Consider the following 18,582-nt stretch of genomic DNA (forward strand, 5'->3'; position numbering starts at 1 on the left):
TTGATGGCACGGCTTCTTCCAGATCAGATACAAGTGGACACGAAAAAATTCACCACTGATTTCGTTTTTTGCCGATGGCGAAAGTGGTTACTGCGTTCGGTCGAAACGAAACGATGCCCCATATGCCGAGGCCGGCAAGTGACTCGACCCATCGTCGCGCAGCCTTGAGCGAAACGTTCCGCGCTGAGGTTCGGTGCGATACAAACCGCGCTTCTGCAACTCGGGAATGATCAGTTCGACGAAGTCTTCAAGGCTGCCAGGGCTGATCAGCGGATTGAGCATATAGCCGCTGGTGCCGGAAATTCGCGCGTGTTCTTCGATGCGATCAGCGACCTGCTGCGGTGTTCCGACCAGGATCAGGTCACTGCCGCGAGTGACGCTGGCGAAGCGCTGTTTGACGTCGCCCGCGGTCAGCGGCTTGCCGCTGCCATCGGGGCGCATCACGTAAGAGGTCAGGCCTTCGGTGTGTGTCGAGAGCGCGTCGCCGTCGGCGTAGCGGCTGATATCGATGCCGGTGTCACCGGCGTAGCTGACCAGTTGTGCCTGCAAGTGATAGTTGCTTTGCAACTCGTCGTATTTGCGTTGGGCCTCGATTTCGGTTTTGGCGGTGACGATGCGCAACACCGTCAGTGACTTCACATCTTCACGCTGACGGCCGCGTGCCTGAGCCTTGGCCCAAATGTCTTCCAGACCCTGGCGGATTTCCTGCGGGTTGGATTTTGCAATGAAGATCAGCTCGGCATGCTTGGCCGCAAACTCGCGACCCCGCCCCGACCAGCCCGCCTGGATCAGCAACGGCGTGCGTTGTGGCGAGGGAGAGGTCAAGTGCGGGCCGGCCACCCGATAATGCGTGCCTTCGTGATTGATCGGGCGCACCCGGTCGCCTCTGGCATAGAGCTGGCGGGCCTTGTCGGCGACCACGGCGTCGTCGGCCCAACTGCCTTCCCAGAGCTTGTAGGCCACATCGAGAAACTCTTCGGCGCGCTCGTAGCGATCATCATGTTTGATCATTTGTTCCAGCCCGAAATTGCGCGCGGCACTGGACAGGTAAGACGTGACGATATTCCAGCCGACCCGGCCATTGGTCAGGTGATCCAGCGTGCTGAAGCGCCGGGCGTGGGTAAACGGATGTTCATAGCTGGTGGTCACAGTGACGCCAAACGCGAGGTTTTCCGTCACGGCAGCCAGCGCCGGAATGATCATCAGCGGATCGTTGTCCGGGGCTTCCACGGCCCATTTCATGGCCGCATCAGCATTGCCGCCGAACACATCGTAGAAGCCCAGCACATCACCAAAGAACAGCATGTCGAGGTGCGCCTGATCGGCAATCCGGGCCAAGTTCGACCAATAGCCCAGCGAGTTGATCGCCAGTCGTTCGTCAGCCGGGTGCGTCCAGAGGCTCGGCGCACCGCCGCACCCGACACTGGCTTGTTCATAGAGCGCAAACAGCAGAGGTTTTGGATCGGACATCTTGGTTCCTGCAAGAAATCATTGAACGGAGTGGCTCATCGCTGATGCTTGAAGCCTCTGCCGTAATGGCGTTCGAGGCGATGCTGGATCAGTTCGAGACCGATGGACAACAGCCAATAGATGACCGCTGCGGTGGTGAGCATTTCGATGTAGCGGTAAGACGAGCGCCCGTACGACTGCGCCAGGAACATCACTTCCCAGACGCCCATGACCGAGATCAACGATGAATCCTTGAGCATCGAAATGAACTGGCTGGTGGTCGGTGGAATGATCGTGCGCATGGCTTGCGGCAAAATGATGTGCACGAATGTCGCTGCCGGTCTCAGGCCCAGTGCGGCTGCCGCTTCACGCTGCCCGGGCGCAACTGCGAGGATGCCGGCGCGAAAGATTTCGCTGAGATACGCACCGTAATTGAGCGAGAGGGCAATGATCCCGGCACTGATAGCGCCCGGCACGATCCCCAGTTGCGGCAGGCCCAGGTAGATCAACAGGATCTGAATCAGCAACGGTGTACCGCGAAAGAACGAGGCGTAGAAACTCGCGATACCGAACGCCACAGCGCTGCGCGACAGGCGCGCAAGTGCCGTGACGAAACCCAGCAGCAACGAAAACCCGATCGAGCACAAACACAGGAAAATCGTCAGTGCGGCGCCCTGCAAAAAGCCGTTCGGGCCCAGATGCAGGCCGACGAGGTTCGGCCACTTTTCCAGAATGATCGAAAATTTCAGATCGAAGCGCATGAAAAACAGCACGCACAAGCCGAACAGCGCCGCCCACGTCAGATACAGGCGAGTGCGAAAACCGAACACCTGACGCATCAGTTGTGGCTGTTTTTCCGGAGTGACAGCAGCTTTGGCCGGATGAGGATTGAGAGCTGTCATTGGCTGATATCGGAACCGATCCACTTCCTGGATATTTTGCTCAACGTGCCGTCAGTCTTGAGTTGCGCGATGACCTCGGTGACTTTCGCATTCCATTGCGGATCGCCTTTTTCGACCGCTACCACGTTCGGCTCGGCATACAGGGAATCTCCGGCAATCTTGAAGCGCGGATCCTGGGCGATGCGTTCACGGGCGGTGATGAGGTTGGTGACCATGGCATCCAGGCGCACGCCGGTGCCCAGTGCCAGATCCTGGAAGGCGACGGTTTCGTTGTCGTACGGCGCGATCTGGACACTGTCGAACGGATAGCTCAACGGCTTGTCCTCGGCGCCTTCAATGACCAGATTCTTGTTCAGATAGGCCTCATAAGTCGACGCACTGATCACGCCGACTTTTTTGCCAGACAAGTCCTTGCCCGTGACGATGTCCTTGTCCTTTGCATTGACCACGATCACTGCCGGTGACTGGTAATACTCCACAGGGAAGTCGAACACTTCGGCCCGCGCCTTGCTCGGTGTCATCGAGCACACGCAGATGTCGTATCGACCGTTCCAGTGCCCGGCGGCAATCACGTCCCAGGACGGCGTTTCGAGTTTCAGCTTGACTCCAAGACGCTCGGCGACAGCCTTGGCGACATCCACATCGAAGCCGTCGAGTTGGTTCTGGTCATTGAGAAAAGAGAAGGGAGGGTAGCTTTCCATCAGGACGCCGGTCAGCTCACCCTTTTGCGTGACGCGATCAAGAATGGGCCCCGCGAAAGCGGCAGAACAACTGGCGGCCAGCGCCAGGCCGAGGGTCAAAAGTGCCGGGGTCTTCACGTGCGGTGCTCCAGTCAGAAAAAATCTGAATAGATTAAAACGCACTATAAAAATTGTTTGTACTTCGTTTTTGGAATATCGATCTTGCTTGAAGCTATATCGATGTCCGCTATCTGCGCAATTGCGCCGGACTCACGCCCAGTCGCTGTTTGAACGCGCTGGTCATGTGCGCCTGAGAGTTGAAACCGCAGGCGAGGGCAATCTCTGACAAGCTGTCCGTCGAGTCGCGCATCAGCGCCCGGGCCCGGGCCAGGCGTCGGTCGATCAGGTAGCTATGGGGGCTTTTGCCGGTGGCCTGCTTGAAGGCACGAATGAAATAGCCTTCGGACAACTCCAGCAGTTGCGCCATGGTTTGAAGGCCGAGCGGGCCGTCGAGGCCGGCGTCGATGAACTCGTCGAGCAGGCGCATTCGGCTGCCGGTCATCGAGCCTTGGGGCGACGGCGTGTCTTTGCCTTCGGCGCGCTCGGCCAGGGCGAGCGCCCAGGTTTCCCAGTCATCGTCCACTGAGGCCTTCAAAAAGGCGCGGCGCATTCGCGAGGCGAGGTGAATGGCCTGCGGGTCGATGCGATTGTTGAACGCCTGCTCGCCCGACAGCGTGGTGCCGTCGGTACGGATGACCCGCAGGTATTCACCGCCCATGGGTGACTCGGACATCACGTCGCAGCCGACGGGTACGAACGCCAGACCATTGGGCATGGCATCGAAGGGGCGCACCCGGTCGCTGCCGATGGCATGTACGCCGCGTTGGCTGTCGAAGGCAAAACCGATTGCCGACTGCGCCGCCACATAGCGTGTCGCGTAGGCGGCGCCGGGCAGTAATTCGATCGCCCACGGGCCGGCCTCGATACGACGCACCGGTTCTGGAACGACGGCAGGTTGTTGGCGATTTCGATGGCTCATGAGCGCCATAGTAGTGAAGTGCGGACGCAAAAGTCAGGTCAGTTTTTTGAAAGCCGACGTGATGTGTCTGTGCCTAGACTGGGGCCACGCACAAGGAGATTCCCATGCATTCACTCACTCGCGAAGACATCGAACACGCTGCCCGCCAGGTTTACCAGGTGATGCCGGCCACCGCTCAATATCGCTGGCCGTTGCTGGCCGAACGGCTGGGCTGCACGGTGTGGGTCAAGCACGAAAACCACACACCGACCGGCGCGTTCAAAGTGCGCGGCGGCATCACCTTCATGCAATGGCTGCGTCGTGAACATCCCAACGTCAAAGGCATTGTCTCGGCGACTCGCGGCAATCACGGGCAAAGCCTGGCGCTGGCCGCGCAAACCGTCGGGCTGAAGGCGTTGATTGTGGTGCCGCAGGGCAATTCGCTGGAAAAGAACAACGCCATGCGCGGCTTTGGCGGCGAAGTGGTCGAGTACGGGCGTGATTTCGATGAGGCCCGTGAAGAGGCGGCGCGTCTGGCGCTGGAGCACGGACTCTATCTGGTGCCGCCGTTTCACACCGAACTGGTCAAGGGTGTGGCGACCTATGCGCTGGAACTGTTCAGCGCGGCGCCGGACCTGCACACGGTCTACGTACCGATTGGTTGCGGTTCCGGTATTTGTGGTGTGATCGCCGCTCGTGATGCGCTGGGCCTGGATACCCAAGTGGTAGGTGTGGTGTCCACGGAGGCGGCGGCTGCCAAGCTGTCCTTCGAAGCCCGATCGATCTGCGAGACCGCCTCGGCCAATACCTTTGCCGATGGCCTGGCGGTGCGCAAGCCGATTGCCGAGGCGTTCGATATCTACGGCGCGGGCGCGGCGCGGATAGTCGCGGTCAGCGAGGACGAAATCGCCGAGGCCATGCGCGTGTATTACACCGACACCCACAACCTCGCCGAAGGTGCCGGCGCCGCCGCGCTGGCTGCGCTCATTCAGGAACGGGAAAGCATGCAGGGCAAAAAGGTCGGGGTGATTCTGTCGGGCGGGAACATCGACCGGTCGGTGTATGCGCGGGTGATTGGCTGATAGACGACGGCTGGCTGCGGAGCGCCGCTTTTCTGCTTGTGATTGGTCCTGACTACCCCTTATAAGATCGACTTTCACTTTCGATATGAAAAGGGTGTCACGCATGAGCAATGCCTGGAACGAAGGTTATTTCACGGACGAGGGCTACACGTACGGGTATAGCCGGGAGATCAATCCGGTTTTCCAGCGCTATTGCTTGTTGTTGCGTGGTTTTGCCACGCTGGAGAGCACCAACGGCTACCACTGTGAATTGGGTTTTGGCCAGGGCGTGTCGATCAATATCCACGCGGCGGGCAATCTGGGCACCTACGTCGGCACGGATTTCCATCCGGGCCAGGCAGCGCATGCCATCGGCCTGGCGAGCGACTGGGGCAGCGATGCGCGGCTGTATGACGACAGCTTCGAGCAATTGCTGGCGCGCACTGATCTGCCGCAGTTCGACAGCATCAGCCTGCACGGTATCTGGACCTGGGTCAGTCGTGACAATCACAAGTTGATCGTCGAGTTTGTCCGTCGTCAGCTCAAGCCGGGCGGTCATGTGTACATCAGCTACAACTGCTTCCCGGGCTGGTCGCCACAGGCGCCGTTGCGACAGCTGTTCAGCCTGCATGATCGCTTCGCCACGCAAACTTCTGCACGGCCGGATCAGCGGATCGACGCCGCGCTGCAGTTTTCCGAAGCCCTGCTGGCTGCCAATCCGAACTACGCCAATTCGGCGCCTCATCTGGATGCCAAGCTACAAAGCATCAAGGGCCAGAATCGCCAGTACGTCGCCCACGAATACTTCAACCGCGACTGGAATTGCATGTACTTCACCGACGTGGTCGATGCCCTGGCGCCCGCCAAACTCGACTACGCCACGACGGCCGTGCCGCTGGACTCGGTGGACCCGCTCAACCTGAGCGCCGAAGGCATGGACTTTCTGGAAGGCATCGAGCATCCGATCATGCGCGAGCAGGCGCGTGATTACTTCGTTAATCAGAACTTCCGTCGAGACCTCTACATTCGCGGTGCAAACAAACTGTCCGCCAGCGAGCACCGAGAGCGCATGCTCAGCACCCGTTTTGTCCTGTTGCAACTGGCAGACAGTGTCGCGGGCAGCGTCACGGGCCCGGCAGGCTCGGCTACGTTGCAGGCGGATATTTACGGCCCGGTGCTCGATGCGCTGGCGTACGAGGCCTATGTACCGAAAACCCTGCGTTATTTGCTGGAAGCGTCGCCTTCGCTGACGTACGGCGATGTCGAGCAGGCCATCAACGTTCTGATCGGTATGGGTGCCGTGGCGCCGTGCCAGAGCGAAGCAGCCGAGAATCTGGCGCAGGCACGCTGCAACACCCTCAACCTGCAGCTGTGCAGACGCTCGTTGTTCGACCACAAGATCCAGGTGCTGGCCAGCCCGGTCACCGGGGGCGGTGTGACGGTCAGCCGCTTTCAGCAGTTGTTCCTGATCTCGATTAAGCAGGGCAAAACCCGTCCGGCCGAATGGGCTTTGCTGGCGTGGGGCATTATCGGCGGTCAGGGTGAAGGCTTGCTCAAGGACGGCAAGGCACTGACCACCGCCGAAGAAAACATTGCCGAACTGACCGAGCAGGCCGAGGCGTTTGCCGAGCGTTCGCTGGTCGTTCTCAAGGCGTTGAAAATCGTCTAGTCCTGACGGGGCGGGGCAGGTATCAGGCAACCTGCCGCCGTCCGGTGTGGTCACTCGTAGACCGGGTAATCCACATAACCTTCGGCATTGCCGCCATACACCGTGCTCGGGTTCAGCGAATTGAGCGGCCAGTCATTGGCGAGCCGTGCGGGCAAGTCCGGGTTGGCCATGAACGGGCGGCCGAAAGCCACAAGGTCCGCCAGCCCGGAGTCGAGCAACTTCGCTCCCGACTCTGCGTTGTAACGACCGGCATAGATGATTGCGCCGCTGAAGGTTTCGCGCACGGCACGACGGAACGTTTCCGGCATGGCGGGTGCATCGTCCCAGTCGGCTTCGGCGATGGACAAATAGGCAATGCCCACGTCCTGCAGCACCTTGATCGCTTCGATGTAGGTGGTGTGCGGGTCATCTTCGACCATGCCCAGGTAAGTCCGCGCCTCTTCGGTCGTGGTGAACAGCGGGGCGAAGCGCACGCCGACTTTTTCCTTGCCGATGCACTCGGCGACACCGCTGACCACTTCACGCAGAAAACGCAGACGGTTATGCAGCGAACCGCCGTATTGATCGGTACGCAGGTTGCTGTGGGCAGAGATGAACTGGTTGATCAGGTAGCCATTGGCGCAGTGCAGTTCGATGCCGTCGAAGCCGGCGTCCATCGCATTGCGCGCAGCCTGGATGTACAGCTGAACCAGTTCTTGCACCTCATCCGAGGTCAGTGCGCGAGGTGTGGACGGAGGCACCAGAGCACCGCTACCAGGTGCAGTCTCGATGAAGACGCTGACTCGATCGGTAGCAACGGCGGAAGCGGATACCGGCGCCGCACCGTCAGGTTGCAAGGCCGTGTGGGAGACGCGTCCCACGTGCCAGAGCTGAGCGAAGATCACACCGTCCCTGGCGTGGACAGCTTCGGTGACTTTACGCCATCCGGCGATTTGCTCGGGGGTATGGATGCCGGGTGTCCACGCATAACCCTGGCCTCGAGGCTCGATCTGGGTGCCTTCGGTCACCAGTAAACCGGCGCCGGCACGTTGCTGGTAATACTCGGCCATCAGTTCGTTGGCAATGTTGCCCGGCTGGGTACTGCGCTGACGGGTGAGGGGCGGCAGGACAATCCGGTTTTTCAGGGTGTGGCGGCCCAGCGTGGCTGGCTGGAAGAAGCTGCTGTTTTTCATGGGTGTACCTTTTTCCAGATCTAATTAGACCGGTCGACTATTAATTGAGCGAAAAAAACACCGCGTCATACGGACGCGGTGTCCGGTTGCAGTTGGATCGAATGCTTTAACCGAGCAGTTGCAGCAGTTTCTCGGCGACTGCAGCAGAACTGGCAGGATTCTGACCAGTCACCAGTTGTCCATCGACCACGACATGAACTTGCCAGTCAGCCACTTTGGAGTACCGCGCGCCGAGACGCTGGAACTCGTCCTCGATCAAAAACGGCACCACATCCGTCAGGCCGACCGCCGCTTCTTCGGCGTTGGTGAAGCCGGTCACTTCGCGATGCTGGATCAACGGTTTGCCGTCAGCGGCCACAACGTGACGCAGAACCCCCGGTGCATGGCAAACGAAACCATGGGGCTTGTTGCTGCTGGCGAAGGCTTCGATCAAGGCAATCGAATGCTTGTCTTCGGCCAGATCCCAGAGCGGGCCGTGGCCACCTGGATAAAACACCGCATCGAAATCCTCGGCGCTGACATCGGCCAGACGCCCCGTATTCGCCAGTGCCTGCTGGGCGACCGGATCCTGGCGGAATCGGTCGGTTTCGGCGGTCTGGGCGTCGGGTTCGTCGCTTTTCGGATCAAGCGGTGGTTGGCCGCCGGCGGGCGAAACCAGCGTGATATCGGCACCGGCGTCCTTGAAGGCGTAGTACGGGGCGGCGAATTCTTCGAGCCAGAAGCCGGTTTTCTTGCCGGTGTTGCCGAGTTGATCGTGGGAAGTCAGAACCATCAAGATTTTCATAGAGCACCTTGGGTGGGTCGGGTGTCGTGGCGGTGCGAGGGATTCGAACGCAATCGACACCGGGAGTAGGTTGGTCGGGGCGCAGCATAGTTTCCAATTAGACCAGTCGTCTAGTAATTTTTTCATCCGTATGTTTTTCATGGGCCGGTGTGGCAAACTCCCGTTCCTTCGAGTTAAACGACTGGTCTATTGCCTGGTAATCTGCGCCCCGATGAAACCGACCTACGACGACACCCGCCAACACTTGCTCGACACCGGCCACCGGATGATGGCCGAGAAAGGCTTCACCAGTGTCGGCCTGAACGAGATCCTGCAAACCGCCGGTGTGCCCAAGGGCTCGTTCTATCACTACTTCAAATCCAAGGAGCTTTACGGCCAGGCGCTGCTCGAGGATTACTTTGTCGGTTACCTCGCCGACATGGAACGACGCCTGACGCTGCCCGGCCTGAATGCCCGCGAGCGACTGATGGATTACTGGCAGGGCTGGCAGGATCGCTGCACGCTGGAAGGGCACGGCGACGAATGTCTGGTGGTGAAGCTCAGTGCCGAGGTGGCCGATCTGTCCGAAGCCATGCGCCTGACCTTGCGCGATGGCGCCGAGCAAGTGGTGGCACGCATCACCACTTGCATCGAGCAGGGCCAGGCCAATCAGTGCCTGCCTGACGGCGATGCCCGACAACTGGCGGAAACCCTGTATCAGCTTTGGCTGGGGGCGAGTCTGTTGAATAAGCTGCAACGGACGGGACAATCGTTGGACACGGCGATGGCGACCACCCGGCGATTGCTGGGCGTCTGAACGTTTTGCGTCGTGCCCCTTGCCGTGTCGAGCCGGCTGACCCATTTGCGGTTGCGAGCTGGAATCTGGAACGCTTGCGAAAGTATGCCGGCGCAAGGCTGGCGAGCGTGGAAAACCTGCCTGCCAGTTAATGCGACGAAACATACTCCGAGGGCGTAGTCGGCGCAGGCAAGGTGTACGTTGCCTTCATCCACTCGATCTCCGCCTGCGGCGTTCTGCCAAAAAAGCGTTTGAACTCGCGACTGAATTGCGAGGCGCTTTCATAACCCACGTTGAACGCCGCTGCCGAAGCGGTCATGGCATTGCGCAGCATCAACAGTCGCGCCTGATGCAAACGTGTCGACTTCAGATATTGCATCGGAGAGGTATCTGTCACGCCGCGAAAGTGCAGGTGAAAGTTGGGCACGCTCATACTGGCTTCGTGGGCGAGTTGCTCGACGTCCAGGCGCTCCTGATAACAGCTGTGGATCTTGCGGATCGCCCGGGTCACCTTGCCGAAATGCCCCTGTCGATTGAGCGCGGCACGCATCGATCCGCCTTGCTCGCCGGTCAGAATGCGGTAGTAGATTTCCCGCAGCAGCGATGGCCCCAGTATCTGCGCTTCGCCCGGAATACTCATCGCTTCGAGAAAACGCAACGTCGAAGCGCGGAGCTTGTCGTCCATCGGTGAGGCGTACATGCCTTTGGGCTGCGCGTCGCTGGGGCCATGAACTTCATCCACTTGCTGCATCAACTCGCTGGCCAACTGGAAGTCGAGGTGCATGTAGATCGCGAGCATTGACTCGGCCTCGGTGGCATCGGTTTCCATGGTGAAGGGGATGGGCACGGACACCACCAGATAATGCTGGGCGTCGTAAACGTAGACGTCATCACCCAGATAACCGCGTTTCTGTCCCTGACAGAGGATCACGATGCCCGGGTCGTACAGCACGGGCGTGCGGGTCAGCGGCCGGTTCGAGCGCAGGAAACGCACGCCTTCAAGCGCACTGAGGTTATAGCCCTCGACCGGTGCGAGGGTTTCCATGAGCTGCACCATGTGCGAGGTGCCTGCGTCGGCCTGCTTCATTGCGTTCTCTCGGTTGGCCATTCAATGGTCGGTGGAGCGAGTCAACGCTTCCCACTGATCGATCTCGCTGGCGGCGTGTTTGAGCTTTTCACGCACCAGGCACAGCGCGTCACTGCCCAGGAGCACGTGTGCCGGTGGTGTCGGGCTGGCGATGATCTGCAACATCGCCTGGGCCGCTTTTTGCGGATCGCCGAGCTGCTTGCCGCTCTTTTCTTCGCGCGCCTTGCGCACCGGATCGAAACTGGCGTCGTAGTCGGCAATGCTGCGCGGCGTGCGCTGCATCGAACGACCGGCCCAATCGGTACGAAATGAACCCGGCGCGACGGCGGTCACGAAGATATTGAAGGGCGCCAGCTCCTTGCTCAGCGTATCGGAGATGCCTTCGAGCGCAAACTTGCTCCCGCAGTAGTAGGCGATGCCCGGCATCGTGATCGAGCCGCCCATCGAGGTGATATTGATGATGTGGCCCGCACGCCGCTTGCGAAAGAAGGGCAGGAACGCCTTGATCACGGCAACGGCGCCGAACACGTTCACGTCGAACTGACGGCGCATTTCTTCCAGCGGTGACTCTTCGAAGATGCCTTCGTGACCGTAACCGGCGTTGTTGATCAATACATCGACCGGGCCGTGAGTCGCTTCAACCTGCGCGATAGCTTCATCAATTCGGCCGAAGTCCGTGACATCCAGAATCACCCCGTAAGCGTTATCCACGGAGAGTGATTGAAAGGCGTGCAAGTCGGCTTCCTTGCGCACGGTCCCGATGACACGGTGGCCGGCCGCGAGTGCTTCTTTGGCCAGCGCATGGCCGAATCCGCTGCTGACGCCGGTAATGAAAAGGGTCTTGGTAGTGGTCATGTCGGGCTCCGGTGAATGTGGTTCAGGTCATGGTATCCATCGCAGAAACGCTCACCTATGTCGGTTTGTCTTTGAGCATTGCCTATTCCTATCAGCGACGTGAGATAACGGTCGATGAACTTTTTGTATGGCTCCAGGCATCCAATCAGGAACAGACCCAAAGCGCTGATATCAGCCAAGGACAGACGATGACCTTTCTAATTTTCTTGTTGGCCTGCGGTGCGGCAGCGAGCACCGGGATGATTTTTCAACCGGGCCCATGGTACGAATCGCTGGTCAAACCGCGCTTCACACCGCCCAACTGGGTATTTCCCGTTGCCTGGACAACGATCTACCTGTTGCTCGCTTGGGTCGGCTATCGTCTGACCCTGACGCCCGGCAGCGAAACGGTACTCGCCTTGTGGGCGGCGCAGATTGCATTGAACACCCTTTGGACGCCGGTGTTCTTCGGCGCACATCGACTCTTCGCCGGCATGCTGATCATCACGCTGCTGTGGCTGGTGGTCGCCGCGATGGTGGTGTTGACCTTGCGCCTGGACGTGATTACCGGATTGATCCTGTTCCCTTATCTGGCATGGCTGTGTGTCGCGGCGGCGCTGAATTTTTCCATTCTGCGCAACAACCGCGAATAAAAAGGACGAAATGAAGACATCAATGGACTGGCCCGCCGACGAAAACGAGCTGGCGCAATTGCGCGCTTTCAACAAGAAACTCGCCCGGCTGCCGCGGTTTCGCATCCGCAATCGCATCACGCCGCGATTGATTCAGTTGCTGTTGCGCCTCAGCCAAATGGGCGGCGCGAGAAAGCTGCTCAAACACGGGCTCGAGGCCGAACGCAAAGTGGTGGGCGTCGACGGCAATTCCGTCCCGGTGCGGATCATCCGGCCAAAGACAAAGGCCAAAGGCGTGGTGCTGGATTTTCATGGCGGCGGTTGGGTCATCGGCAATGCGCAAATGAACGACTACCTCAACATCGGCATGGTGAACACCTGCGACGTGGCAGTGGTCTCCGTCGATTATCGGCTTGTGGTCTCGACGCCGATCGAAGGCGTCATGCAAGACTGCCTCACGGCGGCGCGCTGGCTGCTGAGCGATGACTGTCACGAGTTTGCGAACCTGCCCGTCATCGTCGTGGGCGAATCCGCCGGCGGCCACCTCGCCGCCGCGACCCTGCTGCAACTCAAACAATGGCCGGACTTGCTCGAACGGGTGAGCGGGGCGCTGCTGTACTACGGCGTCTACGACCTGACCGGAACCCCCAGCGTACGCAACGCCGGGCCCGATACCTTGCTGCTGGATGGGCCGGGGATGGTCGAGGCGCTGCAAATGCTCACCCCGGGATTGGGCGATGAAGAACGCCGGCAGGCGCCGTTGTCTCCGTTGTATGGCGACTTCACCGGGTTTCCACCGGCGTTGATGTTTGCGGCGGAGCTGGATCCGCTCAGGGATGACACGCTTGAGTTGGCTGAGCGTTGGGGCAGGGCGGCTGAGGTTGAAGTGCATTTGTTGCCGGAGACGGCGCATGGGGTGATTCATTTTCCGCTGGGGTTGGCGGGGAGGGTGGTTGGGTATGGTCGGGAGTGGGTTGGGGGACGGGTTGGTGAGGGGGGAGTGTTAGGGAAATGAATTGCTGCTGATTGGTGGGTTTTATGGAATGCTGTTTCGGCCGTAAGGAGACCATGGACACGCAGCGATTTCGCCACTAGTGTAACTGACTCATGTTGTATCTCTCTGCCGAAGGTCGCATTTTTCGCGCGAGAATCAAAAAATAAGGAGTTACACATGGGCAAGGAACGTAACCAGACATAATTAGCTAAATCATTACGTCAGATGTGTCGTCTACTACAGTTAGGTTGCAGATATGTCCCAATTTTTAGAGGCCTTCTGGCCAAATTTGGCTGCCACACTCGTCGGTATTGTACTCGGTGTTCCTATCGCTTTAGCTTTAAACGAGCTTGTTCTTCGACGACAAAGAAGATTGCAGACAGTAGACCAACATCGACAAGTGAGGGGGGCCATAGAAGTATTGGTTGCGGCGTGTCGTTACAATATCGGAGTTCTTGATACTATTCGGTCGGCGGCAGAAAGAGGAAAAGCTATGCATAGTCCTGACTTGCGACTCACTGCATGGGATGTGGTTTCACCTGTACTTTGTACAAATGTCTCGGATTCAGAAATTCTTCAAATGCTCTCCCATCATTGGCTTAGACTTAAGCGTGTCCAGGCACTATGTGACGAGATATTCGCTAGAGAAGTAGCAAAATCACTACCTCCTATAGAAGATGAACAAGTGGCTATGGAGTTCTGGAAAATCCTCCACGAAAATACCGGTAACCTTTCTGCGCACGCTTCACAGGCCATCTCAATGCTAGAACATATAAAAACAAATATTGGTACTGATAGTGCTAGCCGAGCTTTTCCACCAAAATGGCATTAGTGCTCAAATCAAAGCATCAGAAAATAGGGGTGTTTCTGAGAAACCCCCGCTTCTCTTGCAAAAAATCAAGAAATTGGAAGTGAAGAGACCTACATAGGTCGGCAGCTTGTATTGCACCACACAAAACAAGATGCCGATCCCATGCAGGTCATTAGATTCTTACACCGCGCGCTCATCCAAGCACTTCCCTCCGTCCATTCTCGTCGACTGAAAGCGTTGATGTGTTATGTCAGCGCATCACTTCGAGGGCGTCGGCTCACTCTGACATAAGCGCATGTAACTGAAATACGCTGCTGGCTGAGTGAGAAATTTCTTGGAGAACAGCATTTTGCATACTCCCCGAGCTCGCACCAAACTGCCGAATAAACTCATATGTCAATACGTAATGGCTACCTATTTAAGCAGGTAAGCGACCAGAAGAGGCAACCCATAGAGCGCGAGCGTTACAAAAAACCGAAAAACCAGCCATATATAAACGTAGACAACTTCTCCAGGGTTAGGCCTTCGATTTTCTAATGTGGCTGAATTTCTCACGCGAAATAAAAGATCATCTATATCACGATGATTTTCAGATTGAGCCAACAAGTCATGATAACTAGTTACTTGCTGCGGCGTTGCACCGCTATCTTTATCAATTTCAGCGTGAAGACGCTGTAAGCCTCGATAATTTACTCGCATTGCCAATGCTCTCCCTCGAAAGTCACGATTGGCTAGCGACAAAGAAACAGCAAGTAACGCGACAGACAAAACAGTAGCAAGTATATCGGTATTCGCCCCTAATGCTTGGGGGTACCGGATTGTGATAATCGACAGAACAGCACCCAAAGTGGCATACCATACAAGCAATAGTTGAGAATGAAGATCTAGCCATTCAAGGCGAGTGTGAGCTTGAATTCGAGCTTTGAAGGTAAACCATATGTTTTCTTTCACAGACATTGATCCGAAATATTAATTGAGAGCCATCAATAGCTGGTTGCGCAGCAGCCAAAACGGTTGTTGCAATACATTGAAGTTTCAGAATGGAAATTCCATTTCAAACACAAACTACCAGCTGGTTAGACAAAATCATTACACATAGTCACCACTCAATGATAGAATGAAACGATAACCTTCGCCAACATTTGAACACCACATTGCGTTTTTTTTTGCAGAAAAACCCATCTCGTCCATGCTTTCGGAACTTGACAAGCGTCCACGGCAGGCAAATATGGCGTTATCAAGGATTGAGCGATAAACATTGTGAACATGCCATCGTTAAAATCTCAAAGAAGTTAAGGATCGACTGAATGTCAGGCACCATATTTTTTACGTCTTACTGCCCAAGGTGTAGCTATCATGGAATTTTCAAGGTTTTGGCTAGTAGCGCAGAAAACCAGCCAGCAGTAATTGAAAAAGTACACCACGGTCAATGGCGAACATTCGACTTTGGGCTGTTCTCAATATCATCATTTTGTGAGGGCTGTAAGAACTATGTATGCGCAACGGTATCCGTAAAAAACGATGAAATTAAAAACTCAACAGCAAGTCTCAACGATTTTGCAGATAGTAGTCTGCAACTAAAAGCCAATCAAAATCTATTCATTGAGTTTGACGTCCCCGTTCTCATCCCTCCTCAAAACTTTTCGTCCCCGCCAGTGGTCAATATATTAGATCTCTTCGAACAGGCTAAGAAATGTTACAGCCTCGGGGCATGGGACTCAGTTGGGGTGATCTGTAGAAAAATTATCGATATCGAATCTATTAAAATGTGGGAGCTGCGTCATCCTAAGAAAAAGCCAGCAAGGACACTGGCGGCCCGTTTAGAAAAGTTACTAATAAAAAATATCTCAAGAAATAAAAGCATCGACATTAGAGATCAACTTGACTATGAAAAAATCGAGCATCGACTTTTTTATGATATGCACAATATAAGACTAACCGGCAATGATGCCGCGCATAGTCTGATGCTTTATCACGATGATGAAGCAGAATCTGCCTTAACTTATACAGAAAGCTTCCTTAAGCTATCAGAGCAGTGGGCGGACTCTTTCTGCAAGAGTTGACAACTAATCTCATTCGGCTACTTCTTCCTCACCAATTTTAGCGTCGTAAGTCTGAAACGTTCATTTACGACGCTACTCTTTACGCAATTGCCGTATCAACAAGGGTAGCGAGCCATCAAATTATTAATCAGTCTCACACTCAGGGCACGCCTCAGGTCTCGCACCCTTAGGGAACGACTTGAGAGCGCCGCAACCAGTACAATTGAGAACTTCCTGGAACTCTTTACAATACCCACATTTCCCTAGGTGAAATTCATTGGCGTCATGATTCAAAGCATCAAAATAGACTCCCTTTTCTTCATTGCAGCTAGAGCACTTTGCGAAGCTTACCACTTCAGAATGAACCGAAATTCCGCAGCAGTAACAATAATAAATATCCCAGCCGCCCGAAAATCCGAGTGACTCAGTGCTGCAATTAAAACATTTTAGGATCTCATCGACATCATAACTATCGCAGGCAAAATCAACGGCTTCAGCTTTAAATGCCTCACTCGCAACAAGATTTTCATAGTTCTTCTTGGTTAAAAACCGACTATGATCACTCATTTCGCCATTTGTCCAAATGTCTTTGCTAGCAAACAAAAAAAGAGCTCGAACCAACAAAGCAAAACACTCTGAAAATTTGTAGTCACTCGATACGTCTACATTAAAGTGAACGAGCTTGTTTCGTAACTGCTGCACGCCCCTGATTATTTCCAAATCATAATCCGAAAAATTTTCAACCATCTCTAAATTTTTGATCAATTTTGAGAATGGAATTGTTTGAAAGTCCCCACTCTGGAGCTTCACGCTATCAACATTTCCCACCAAAATAGCTCCAATTCCAAGCTCATCTACCAAACGATATTTAGCAAGAAGCTCTACCGAGGTTTGAATTGCCACTATCGAAAGCTTCCAACTTCTGGCGGATTGATTTTGTGCAAATAGAAGCCGTAACCCCTCATTAAGAAAATCTTTCGCATTTTGAAAAAGACTACTTGCTCCCCAATAAGTCATGAGATCGTACTCAGTAGGAGCGCCCTCAAGTTGCGCTAAGCCCTTCCAAGGTTTAATACTCATCTCCATCCTCCACTCAATAATGGCTTTAGCAGTACTGCCAAGCATCGACCAGTTATCATTACATAAAACAACCGCTGTAGCCATCTTGCGTCCTCAAGTACGTCGCCTGATGTATTCACTACATGTCGAGCATTGACCGACTCTAAAATAAATATGTTATTTAGAGATTCGGAGGTCAGCCGCAGGCGTCGCGTAGGAAAGGGGACTACAGACAAGTAGAAAAGGGGACTGATTTATTTTTCGGAAAATAAATCAGTCCCCTTTTCTCTTCAAAAGCAGTCAAAGTTACCAGCTAACGAGTAAAAATAACTAAGCTTACGTTGGTCGCGCGGAAAAAATTGGGACGGATTTATTTTTAAAAATGCCCGCTCTCAGTCAGAAACGGGCGGGCGCCCTAGGCAAGCAAATCTATCTGCTCCTGCATTTCGACCAAGATTGATAGCTTTTCCATTTCTACATTGTCGATTGGTAGTATGGTGCCATTAGTGACCTCGAAGAAGCGATCCAGCGATGATTGCGTATCTAAGCAATGGTTTAAGTAGCTGGTCATGCGCTTGAGAAGCTCACAGCTTCTAATGAACTTCCTAAAGTCGGATTCGTTAAATTCTGATACTTTTATCGTGCTGCCTCTTTTAGATATTTTTTTGCTGAATGCTCTTACGGCGAGTTCTTCGTCGCTTAGTAATTGCGGCGACCATGAGTTGTGAATTAACTTATTGCGCTCGGATATTATTTTTTTTAACTCTGTCTGAAGTTTGCTTAAGACCGCTAGTGGATCGATGGGGGTTATTTCAATTTTAAGGCCCGAATTGTTCATTTTGGCAATGTGCGATTCAAGTTCGGTTGAGATGAATACAGAGTACTTAATAAACAAGGGGGTGGCAGTGGTTTCGCCGATTATAATATCTCTGAATTCTGAGTTCTCAACTCCCTTCAATCCTCTTCTTTCCAATGACCATTCGATACCGACTTTCAATTCATCGCAAAGCTCTTCAAATATCCATGTGCTGATGCCGGAATAAAGGAAGTATTGACTTGTTTTCATGATTTGCTCTCTATAGCTTAAGTGTTGGTTTTGGATAAATAAGGTTTTGGCAAGTCTATCGGGGTGTTAGGAGGAGAAAAGGGGCGCGTTTATTTTGTCAGAGCGTTGTATATTGAGCTCTTTGAAGGAAATCCTTTAGAGCAGCCTGATAAATAGTTAATGGTGGGTTGTCGGCCTCGACCATGGCAAATGGAATCAATATTATATGTGAAAATGATGTGGAGCTTATTGAATAGGCTTTTTGTCTGCAGAAGCCATGATCGTTATTCAGTGTGAAACTAAATTTTAACAGGTTTGGCCTTGTACACCAGCTAGGAATCAAACCAAGACTCAAGCCAGTCAAGTATTCTTGTCCGCAAGCACCGCCAAACGGAAACTCTGATATTTTGATTTCTAATGAAGGGAGGGGCGAATCTGTAAGCCTGGAGCTAAGGTCTTTCGCATTTGGAATGGCTTTTTGTGTCGCAGCGTATGCGTCCTTACCAAAGCGACTGGTTTTCAATAGGGAGTCAATTTCGTAACTGTAGCTAGAGATGGTTTCTGTTGT

The 18,582-nt window shown here is 54.7% G+C and carries 19 protein-coding genes; 7 read left to right on the forward strand and 12 right to left on the reverse strand.

Annotated elements, in window-relative coordinates; translation table 11 throughout:
- Window positions 1-87: 87 nt before the first annotated feature.
- The 4 genes from ACW9HX_RS00480 to ACW9HX_RS00495 all read right to left on the reverse strand — a co-directional run bounded on the left by ACW9HX_RS00480 (window position 88) and on the right by ACW9HX_RS00495 (window position 4,079).
- On the reverse strand, window positions 88-1,470 hold the full coding sequence (locus tag ACW9HX_RS00480; protein WP_457379027.1) for an LLM class flavin-dependent oxidoreductase: 1,383 nt from the start codon (window positions 1,468-1,470) through the stop codon (window positions 88-90).
- 35 nt (window positions 1,471-1,505) lie between these two features.
- On the reverse strand, window positions 1,506-2,351 hold the full coding sequence (locus ACW9HX_RS00485) for an amino acid ABC transporter permease (RefSeq protein ID WP_457379028.1): 846 nt from the start codon (window positions 2,349-2,351) through the stop codon (window positions 1,506-1,508).
- On the reverse strand, window positions 2,348-3,169 hold the full coding sequence (locus ACW9HX_RS00490; RefSeq protein WP_457379029.1) for an ABC transporter substrate-binding protein: 822 nt from the start codon (window positions 3,167-3,169) through the stop codon (window positions 2,348-2,350). The genes ACW9HX_RS00485 and ACW9HX_RS00490 overlap by 4 nt, the downstream gene beginning before the upstream one ends.
- A gap of 109 nt (window positions 3,170-3,278) precedes the next feature.
- A complete protein-coding gene (locus ACW9HX_RS00495) occupies window positions 3,279-4,079 on the reverse strand; it encodes a helix-turn-helix transcriptional regulator (protein ID WP_457379030.1) in 801 nt (266 codons plus the stop codon).
- Window positions 4,080-4,174: 95 nt separating this feature from the next.
- On the opposite strand from ACW9HX_RS00495, the gene ACW9HX_RS00500 reads away from it, so the two are divergent.
- Together ACW9HX_RS00500 and ACW9HX_RS00505 are read left to right on the forward strand one after the other, a co-directional pair.
- Window positions 4,175-5,131: a threonine dehydratase gene (locus ACW9HX_RS00500; RefSeq protein ID WP_457379031.1), complete on the forward strand. Its 957-nt coding sequence runs from the start codon at window positions 4,175-4,177 to the stop codon at window positions 5,129-5,131.
- Between the two features lie 103 nt (window positions 5,132-5,234).
- Window positions 5,235-6,779 (forward strand): class I SAM-dependent methyltransferase, encoded by a 1,545-nt coding sequence (locus ACW9HX_RS00505; RefSeq protein ID WP_457379032.1) that lies wholly within the window; start codon window positions 5,235-5,237, stop codon window positions 6,777-6,779.
- 50 nt (window positions 6,780-6,829) lie between these two features.
- Here the strand turns inward: ACW9HX_RS00505 and ACW9HX_RS00510 are convergent, their stop codons facing one another.
- Together ACW9HX_RS00510 and ACW9HX_RS00515 are read right to left on the reverse strand one after the other, a co-directional pair.
- Window positions 6,830-7,951, reverse strand: a complete 1,122-nt coding sequence (locus ACW9HX_RS00510; RefSeq protein ID WP_457379033.1) for an alkene reductase — start codon at window positions 7,949-7,951, stop codon at window positions 6,830-6,832.
- Window positions 7,952-8,057: 106 nt separating this feature from the next.
- A complete protein-coding gene (locus ACW9HX_RS00515) occupies window positions 8,058-8,735 on the reverse strand; it encodes a type 1 glutamine amidotransferase domain-containing protein (RefSeq protein WP_457379034.1) in 678 nt (225 codons plus the stop codon).
- A gap of 211 nt (window positions 8,736-8,946) precedes the next feature.
- On the opposite strand from ACW9HX_RS00515, the gene ACW9HX_RS00520 reads away from it, so the two are divergent.
- Window positions 8,947-9,531 (forward strand): TetR/AcrR family transcriptional regulator, encoded by a 585-nt coding sequence (locus ACW9HX_RS00520; protein WP_457379035.1) that lies wholly within the window; start codon window positions 8,947-8,949, stop codon window positions 9,529-9,531.
- Between the two features lie 127 nt (window positions 9,532-9,658).
- On the opposite strand, the gene ACW9HX_RS00525 is transcribed toward ACW9HX_RS00520, so the two are convergent.
- Both ACW9HX_RS00525 and ACW9HX_RS00530 read right to left on the reverse strand, forming a co-directional pair.
- Window positions 9,659-10,597: an AraC family transcriptional regulator N-terminal domain-containing protein gene (locus ACW9HX_RS00525; protein WP_457379036.1), complete on the reverse strand. Its 939-nt coding sequence runs from the start codon at window positions 10,595-10,597 to the stop codon at window positions 9,659-9,661.
- Window positions 10,598-10,618: 21 nt separating this feature from the next.
- The gene (locus tag ACW9HX_RS00530; RefSeq protein WP_457379037.1) at window positions 10,619-11,452 is read right to left on the reverse strand and encodes an oxidoreductase; all 834 of its coding nucleotides are present in this window, start codon (window positions 11,450-11,452) and stop codon (window positions 10,619-10,621) included.
- A gap of 188 nt (window positions 11,453-11,640) precedes the next feature.
- On the opposite strand from ACW9HX_RS00530, the gene tspO reads away from it, so the two are divergent.
- The 3 genes from tspO to ACW9HX_RS00545 all read left to right on the forward strand — a co-directional run bounded on the left by tspO (window position 11,641) and on the right by ACW9HX_RS00545 (window position 13,889).
- Window positions 11,641-12,084 carry a tryptophan-rich sensory protein TspO gene (gene tspO / locus ACW9HX_RS00535; protein WP_457379038.1) on the forward strand — a complete coding sequence of 148 codons (444 nt, stop codon included), beginning with the start codon at window positions 11,641-11,643 and terminating at the stop codon, window positions 12,082-12,084.
- Window positions 12,085-12,094: 10 nt separating this feature from the next.
- The gene (locus ACW9HX_RS00540) at window positions 12,095-13,078 is read left to right on the forward strand and encodes an alpha/beta hydrolase (RefSeq protein WP_457379039.1); all 984 of its coding nucleotides are present in this window, start codon (window positions 12,095-12,097) and stop codon (window positions 13,076-13,078) included.
- 235 nt (window positions 13,079-13,313) lie between these two features.
- The gene (locus tag ACW9HX_RS00545) at window positions 13,314-13,889 is read left to right on the forward strand and encodes a hypothetical protein (RefSeq protein ID WP_457379040.1); all 576 of its coding nucleotides are present in this window, start codon (window positions 13,314-13,316) and stop codon (window positions 13,887-13,889) included.
- Window positions 13,890-14,282: 393 nt separating this feature from the next.
- On the opposite strand, the gene ACW9HX_RS00550 is transcribed toward ACW9HX_RS00545, so the two are convergent.
- Complete coding sequence (locus tag ACW9HX_RS00550) at window positions 14,283-14,825, reverse strand: SLATT domain-containing protein (protein ID WP_457379041.1); 543 nt, start codon at window positions 14,823-14,825, stop codon at window positions 14,283-14,285.
- Window positions 14,826-15,175: 350 nt separating this feature from the next.
- Between ACW9HX_RS00550 and ACW9HX_RS00555 the strand changes: the two genes are divergently transcribed.
- On the forward strand, window positions 15,176-15,931 hold the full coding sequence (locus ACW9HX_RS00555; RefSeq protein WP_457379042.1) for a hypothetical protein: 756 nt from the start codon (window positions 15,176-15,178) through the stop codon (window positions 15,929-15,931).
- Between the two features lie 123 nt (window positions 15,932-16,054).
- On the opposite strand, the gene ACW9HX_RS00560 is transcribed toward ACW9HX_RS00555, so the two are convergent.
- The 3 genes from ACW9HX_RS00560 to ACW9HX_RS00570 all read right to left on the reverse strand — a co-directional run bounded on the left by ACW9HX_RS00560 (window position 16,055) and on the right by ACW9HX_RS00570 (window position 18,537).
- Entirely contained in the window at window positions 16,055-17,074 is a 1,020-nt protein-coding gene (locus tag ACW9HX_RS00560) for a hypothetical protein (RefSeq protein ID WP_457379043.1), read from the reverse strand.
- A 310-nt stretch (window positions 17,075-17,384) separates the two neighbouring features.
- Entirely contained in the window at window positions 17,385-18,035 is a 651-nt protein-coding gene (locus tag ACW9HX_RS00565) for a hypothetical protein (protein WP_457379044.1), read from the reverse strand.
- A gap of 97 nt (window positions 18,036-18,132) precedes the next feature.
- On the reverse strand, window positions 18,133-18,537 hold the full coding sequence (locus ACW9HX_RS00570; RefSeq protein WP_457379045.1) for a hypothetical protein: 405 nt from the start codon (window positions 18,535-18,537) through the stop codon (window positions 18,133-18,135).
- Between the last annotated feature and the right edge of the window lie 45 nt (window positions 18,538-18,582).

The organism is Pseudomonas sp. SDO52101_S400 (assembly GCF_054071635.1).

What these genes read in the sequence shown, in the direction of transcription:
- ACW9HX_RS00480 (WP_457379027.1), bottom strand. Translation starts at nt 1,470, where the DNA reads ATGTCCGATCCAAAACCTCTGCTGTTTGCGCTCTATGAACAAGCCAGT.
- ACW9HX_RS00485 (WP_457379028.1), bottom strand. Translation starts at nt 2,351, where the DNA reads ATGACAGCTCTCAATCCTCATCCGGCCAAAGCTGCTGTCACTCCGGAA.
- ACW9HX_RS00495 (WP_457379030.1), bottom strand. Translation starts at nt 4,079, where the DNA reads ATGGCGCTCATGAGCCATCGAAATCGCCAACAACCTGCCGTCGTTCCA.
- ACW9HX_RS00500 (WP_457379031.1), top strand. Translation starts at nt 4,175, where the DNA reads ATGCATTCACTCACTCGCGAAGACATCGAACACGCTGCCCGCCAGGTT.
- ACW9HX_RS00505 (WP_457379032.1), top strand. Translation starts at nt 5,235, where the DNA reads ATGAGCAATGCCTGGAACGAAGGTTATTTCACGGACGAGGGCTACACG.
- ACW9HX_RS00510 (WP_457379033.1), bottom strand. Translation starts at nt 7,951, where the DNA reads ATGAAAAACAGCAGCTTCTTCCAGCCAGCCACGCTGGGCCGCCACACC.
- ACW9HX_RS00515 (WP_457379034.1), bottom strand. Translation starts at nt 8,735, where the DNA reads ATGAAAATCTTGATGGTTCTGACTTCCCACGATCAACTCGGCAACACC.
- ACW9HX_RS00520 (WP_457379035.1), top strand. Translation starts at nt 8,947, where the DNA reads ATGAAACCGACCTACGACGACACCCGCCAACACTTGCTCGACACCGGC.
- ACW9HX_RS00525 (WP_457379036.1), bottom strand. Translation starts at nt 10,597, where the DNA reads ATGAAGCAGGCCGACGCAGGCACCTCGCACATGGTGCAGCTCATGGAA.
- ACW9HX_RS00530 (WP_457379037.1), bottom strand. Translation starts at nt 11,452, where the DNA reads ATGACCACTACCAAGACCCTTTTCATTACCGGCGTCAGCAGCGGATTC.
- tspO (WP_457379038.1), top strand. Translation starts at nt 11,641, where the DNA reads ATGACCTTTCTAATTTTCTTGTTGGCCTGCGGTGCGGCAGCGAGCACC.
- ACW9HX_RS00540 (WP_457379039.1), top strand. Translation starts at nt 12,095, where the DNA reads ATGAAGACATCAATGGACTGGCCCGCCGACGAAAACGAGCTGGCGCAA.
- ACW9HX_RS00545 (WP_457379040.1), top strand. Translation starts at nt 13,314, where the DNA reads ATGTCCCAATTTTTAGAGGCCTTCTGGCCAAATTTGGCTGCCACACTC.
- ACW9HX_RS00550 (WP_457379041.1), bottom strand. Translation starts at nt 14,825, where the DNA reads ATGTCTGTGAAAGAAAACATATGGTTTACCTTCAAAGCTCGAATTCAA.
- ACW9HX_RS00555 (WP_457379042.1), top strand. Translation starts at nt 15,176, where the DNA reads ATGTCAGGCACCATATTTTTTACGTCTTACTGCCCAAGGTGTAGCTAT.
- ACW9HX_RS00560 (WP_457379043.1), bottom strand. Translation starts at nt 17,074, where the DNA reads ATGGCTACAGCGGTTGTTTTATGTAATGATAACTGGTCGATGCTTGGC.
- ACW9HX_RS00565 (WP_457379044.1), bottom strand. Translation starts at nt 18,035, where the DNA reads ATGAAAACAAGTCAATACTTCCTTTATTCCGGCATCAGCACATGGATA.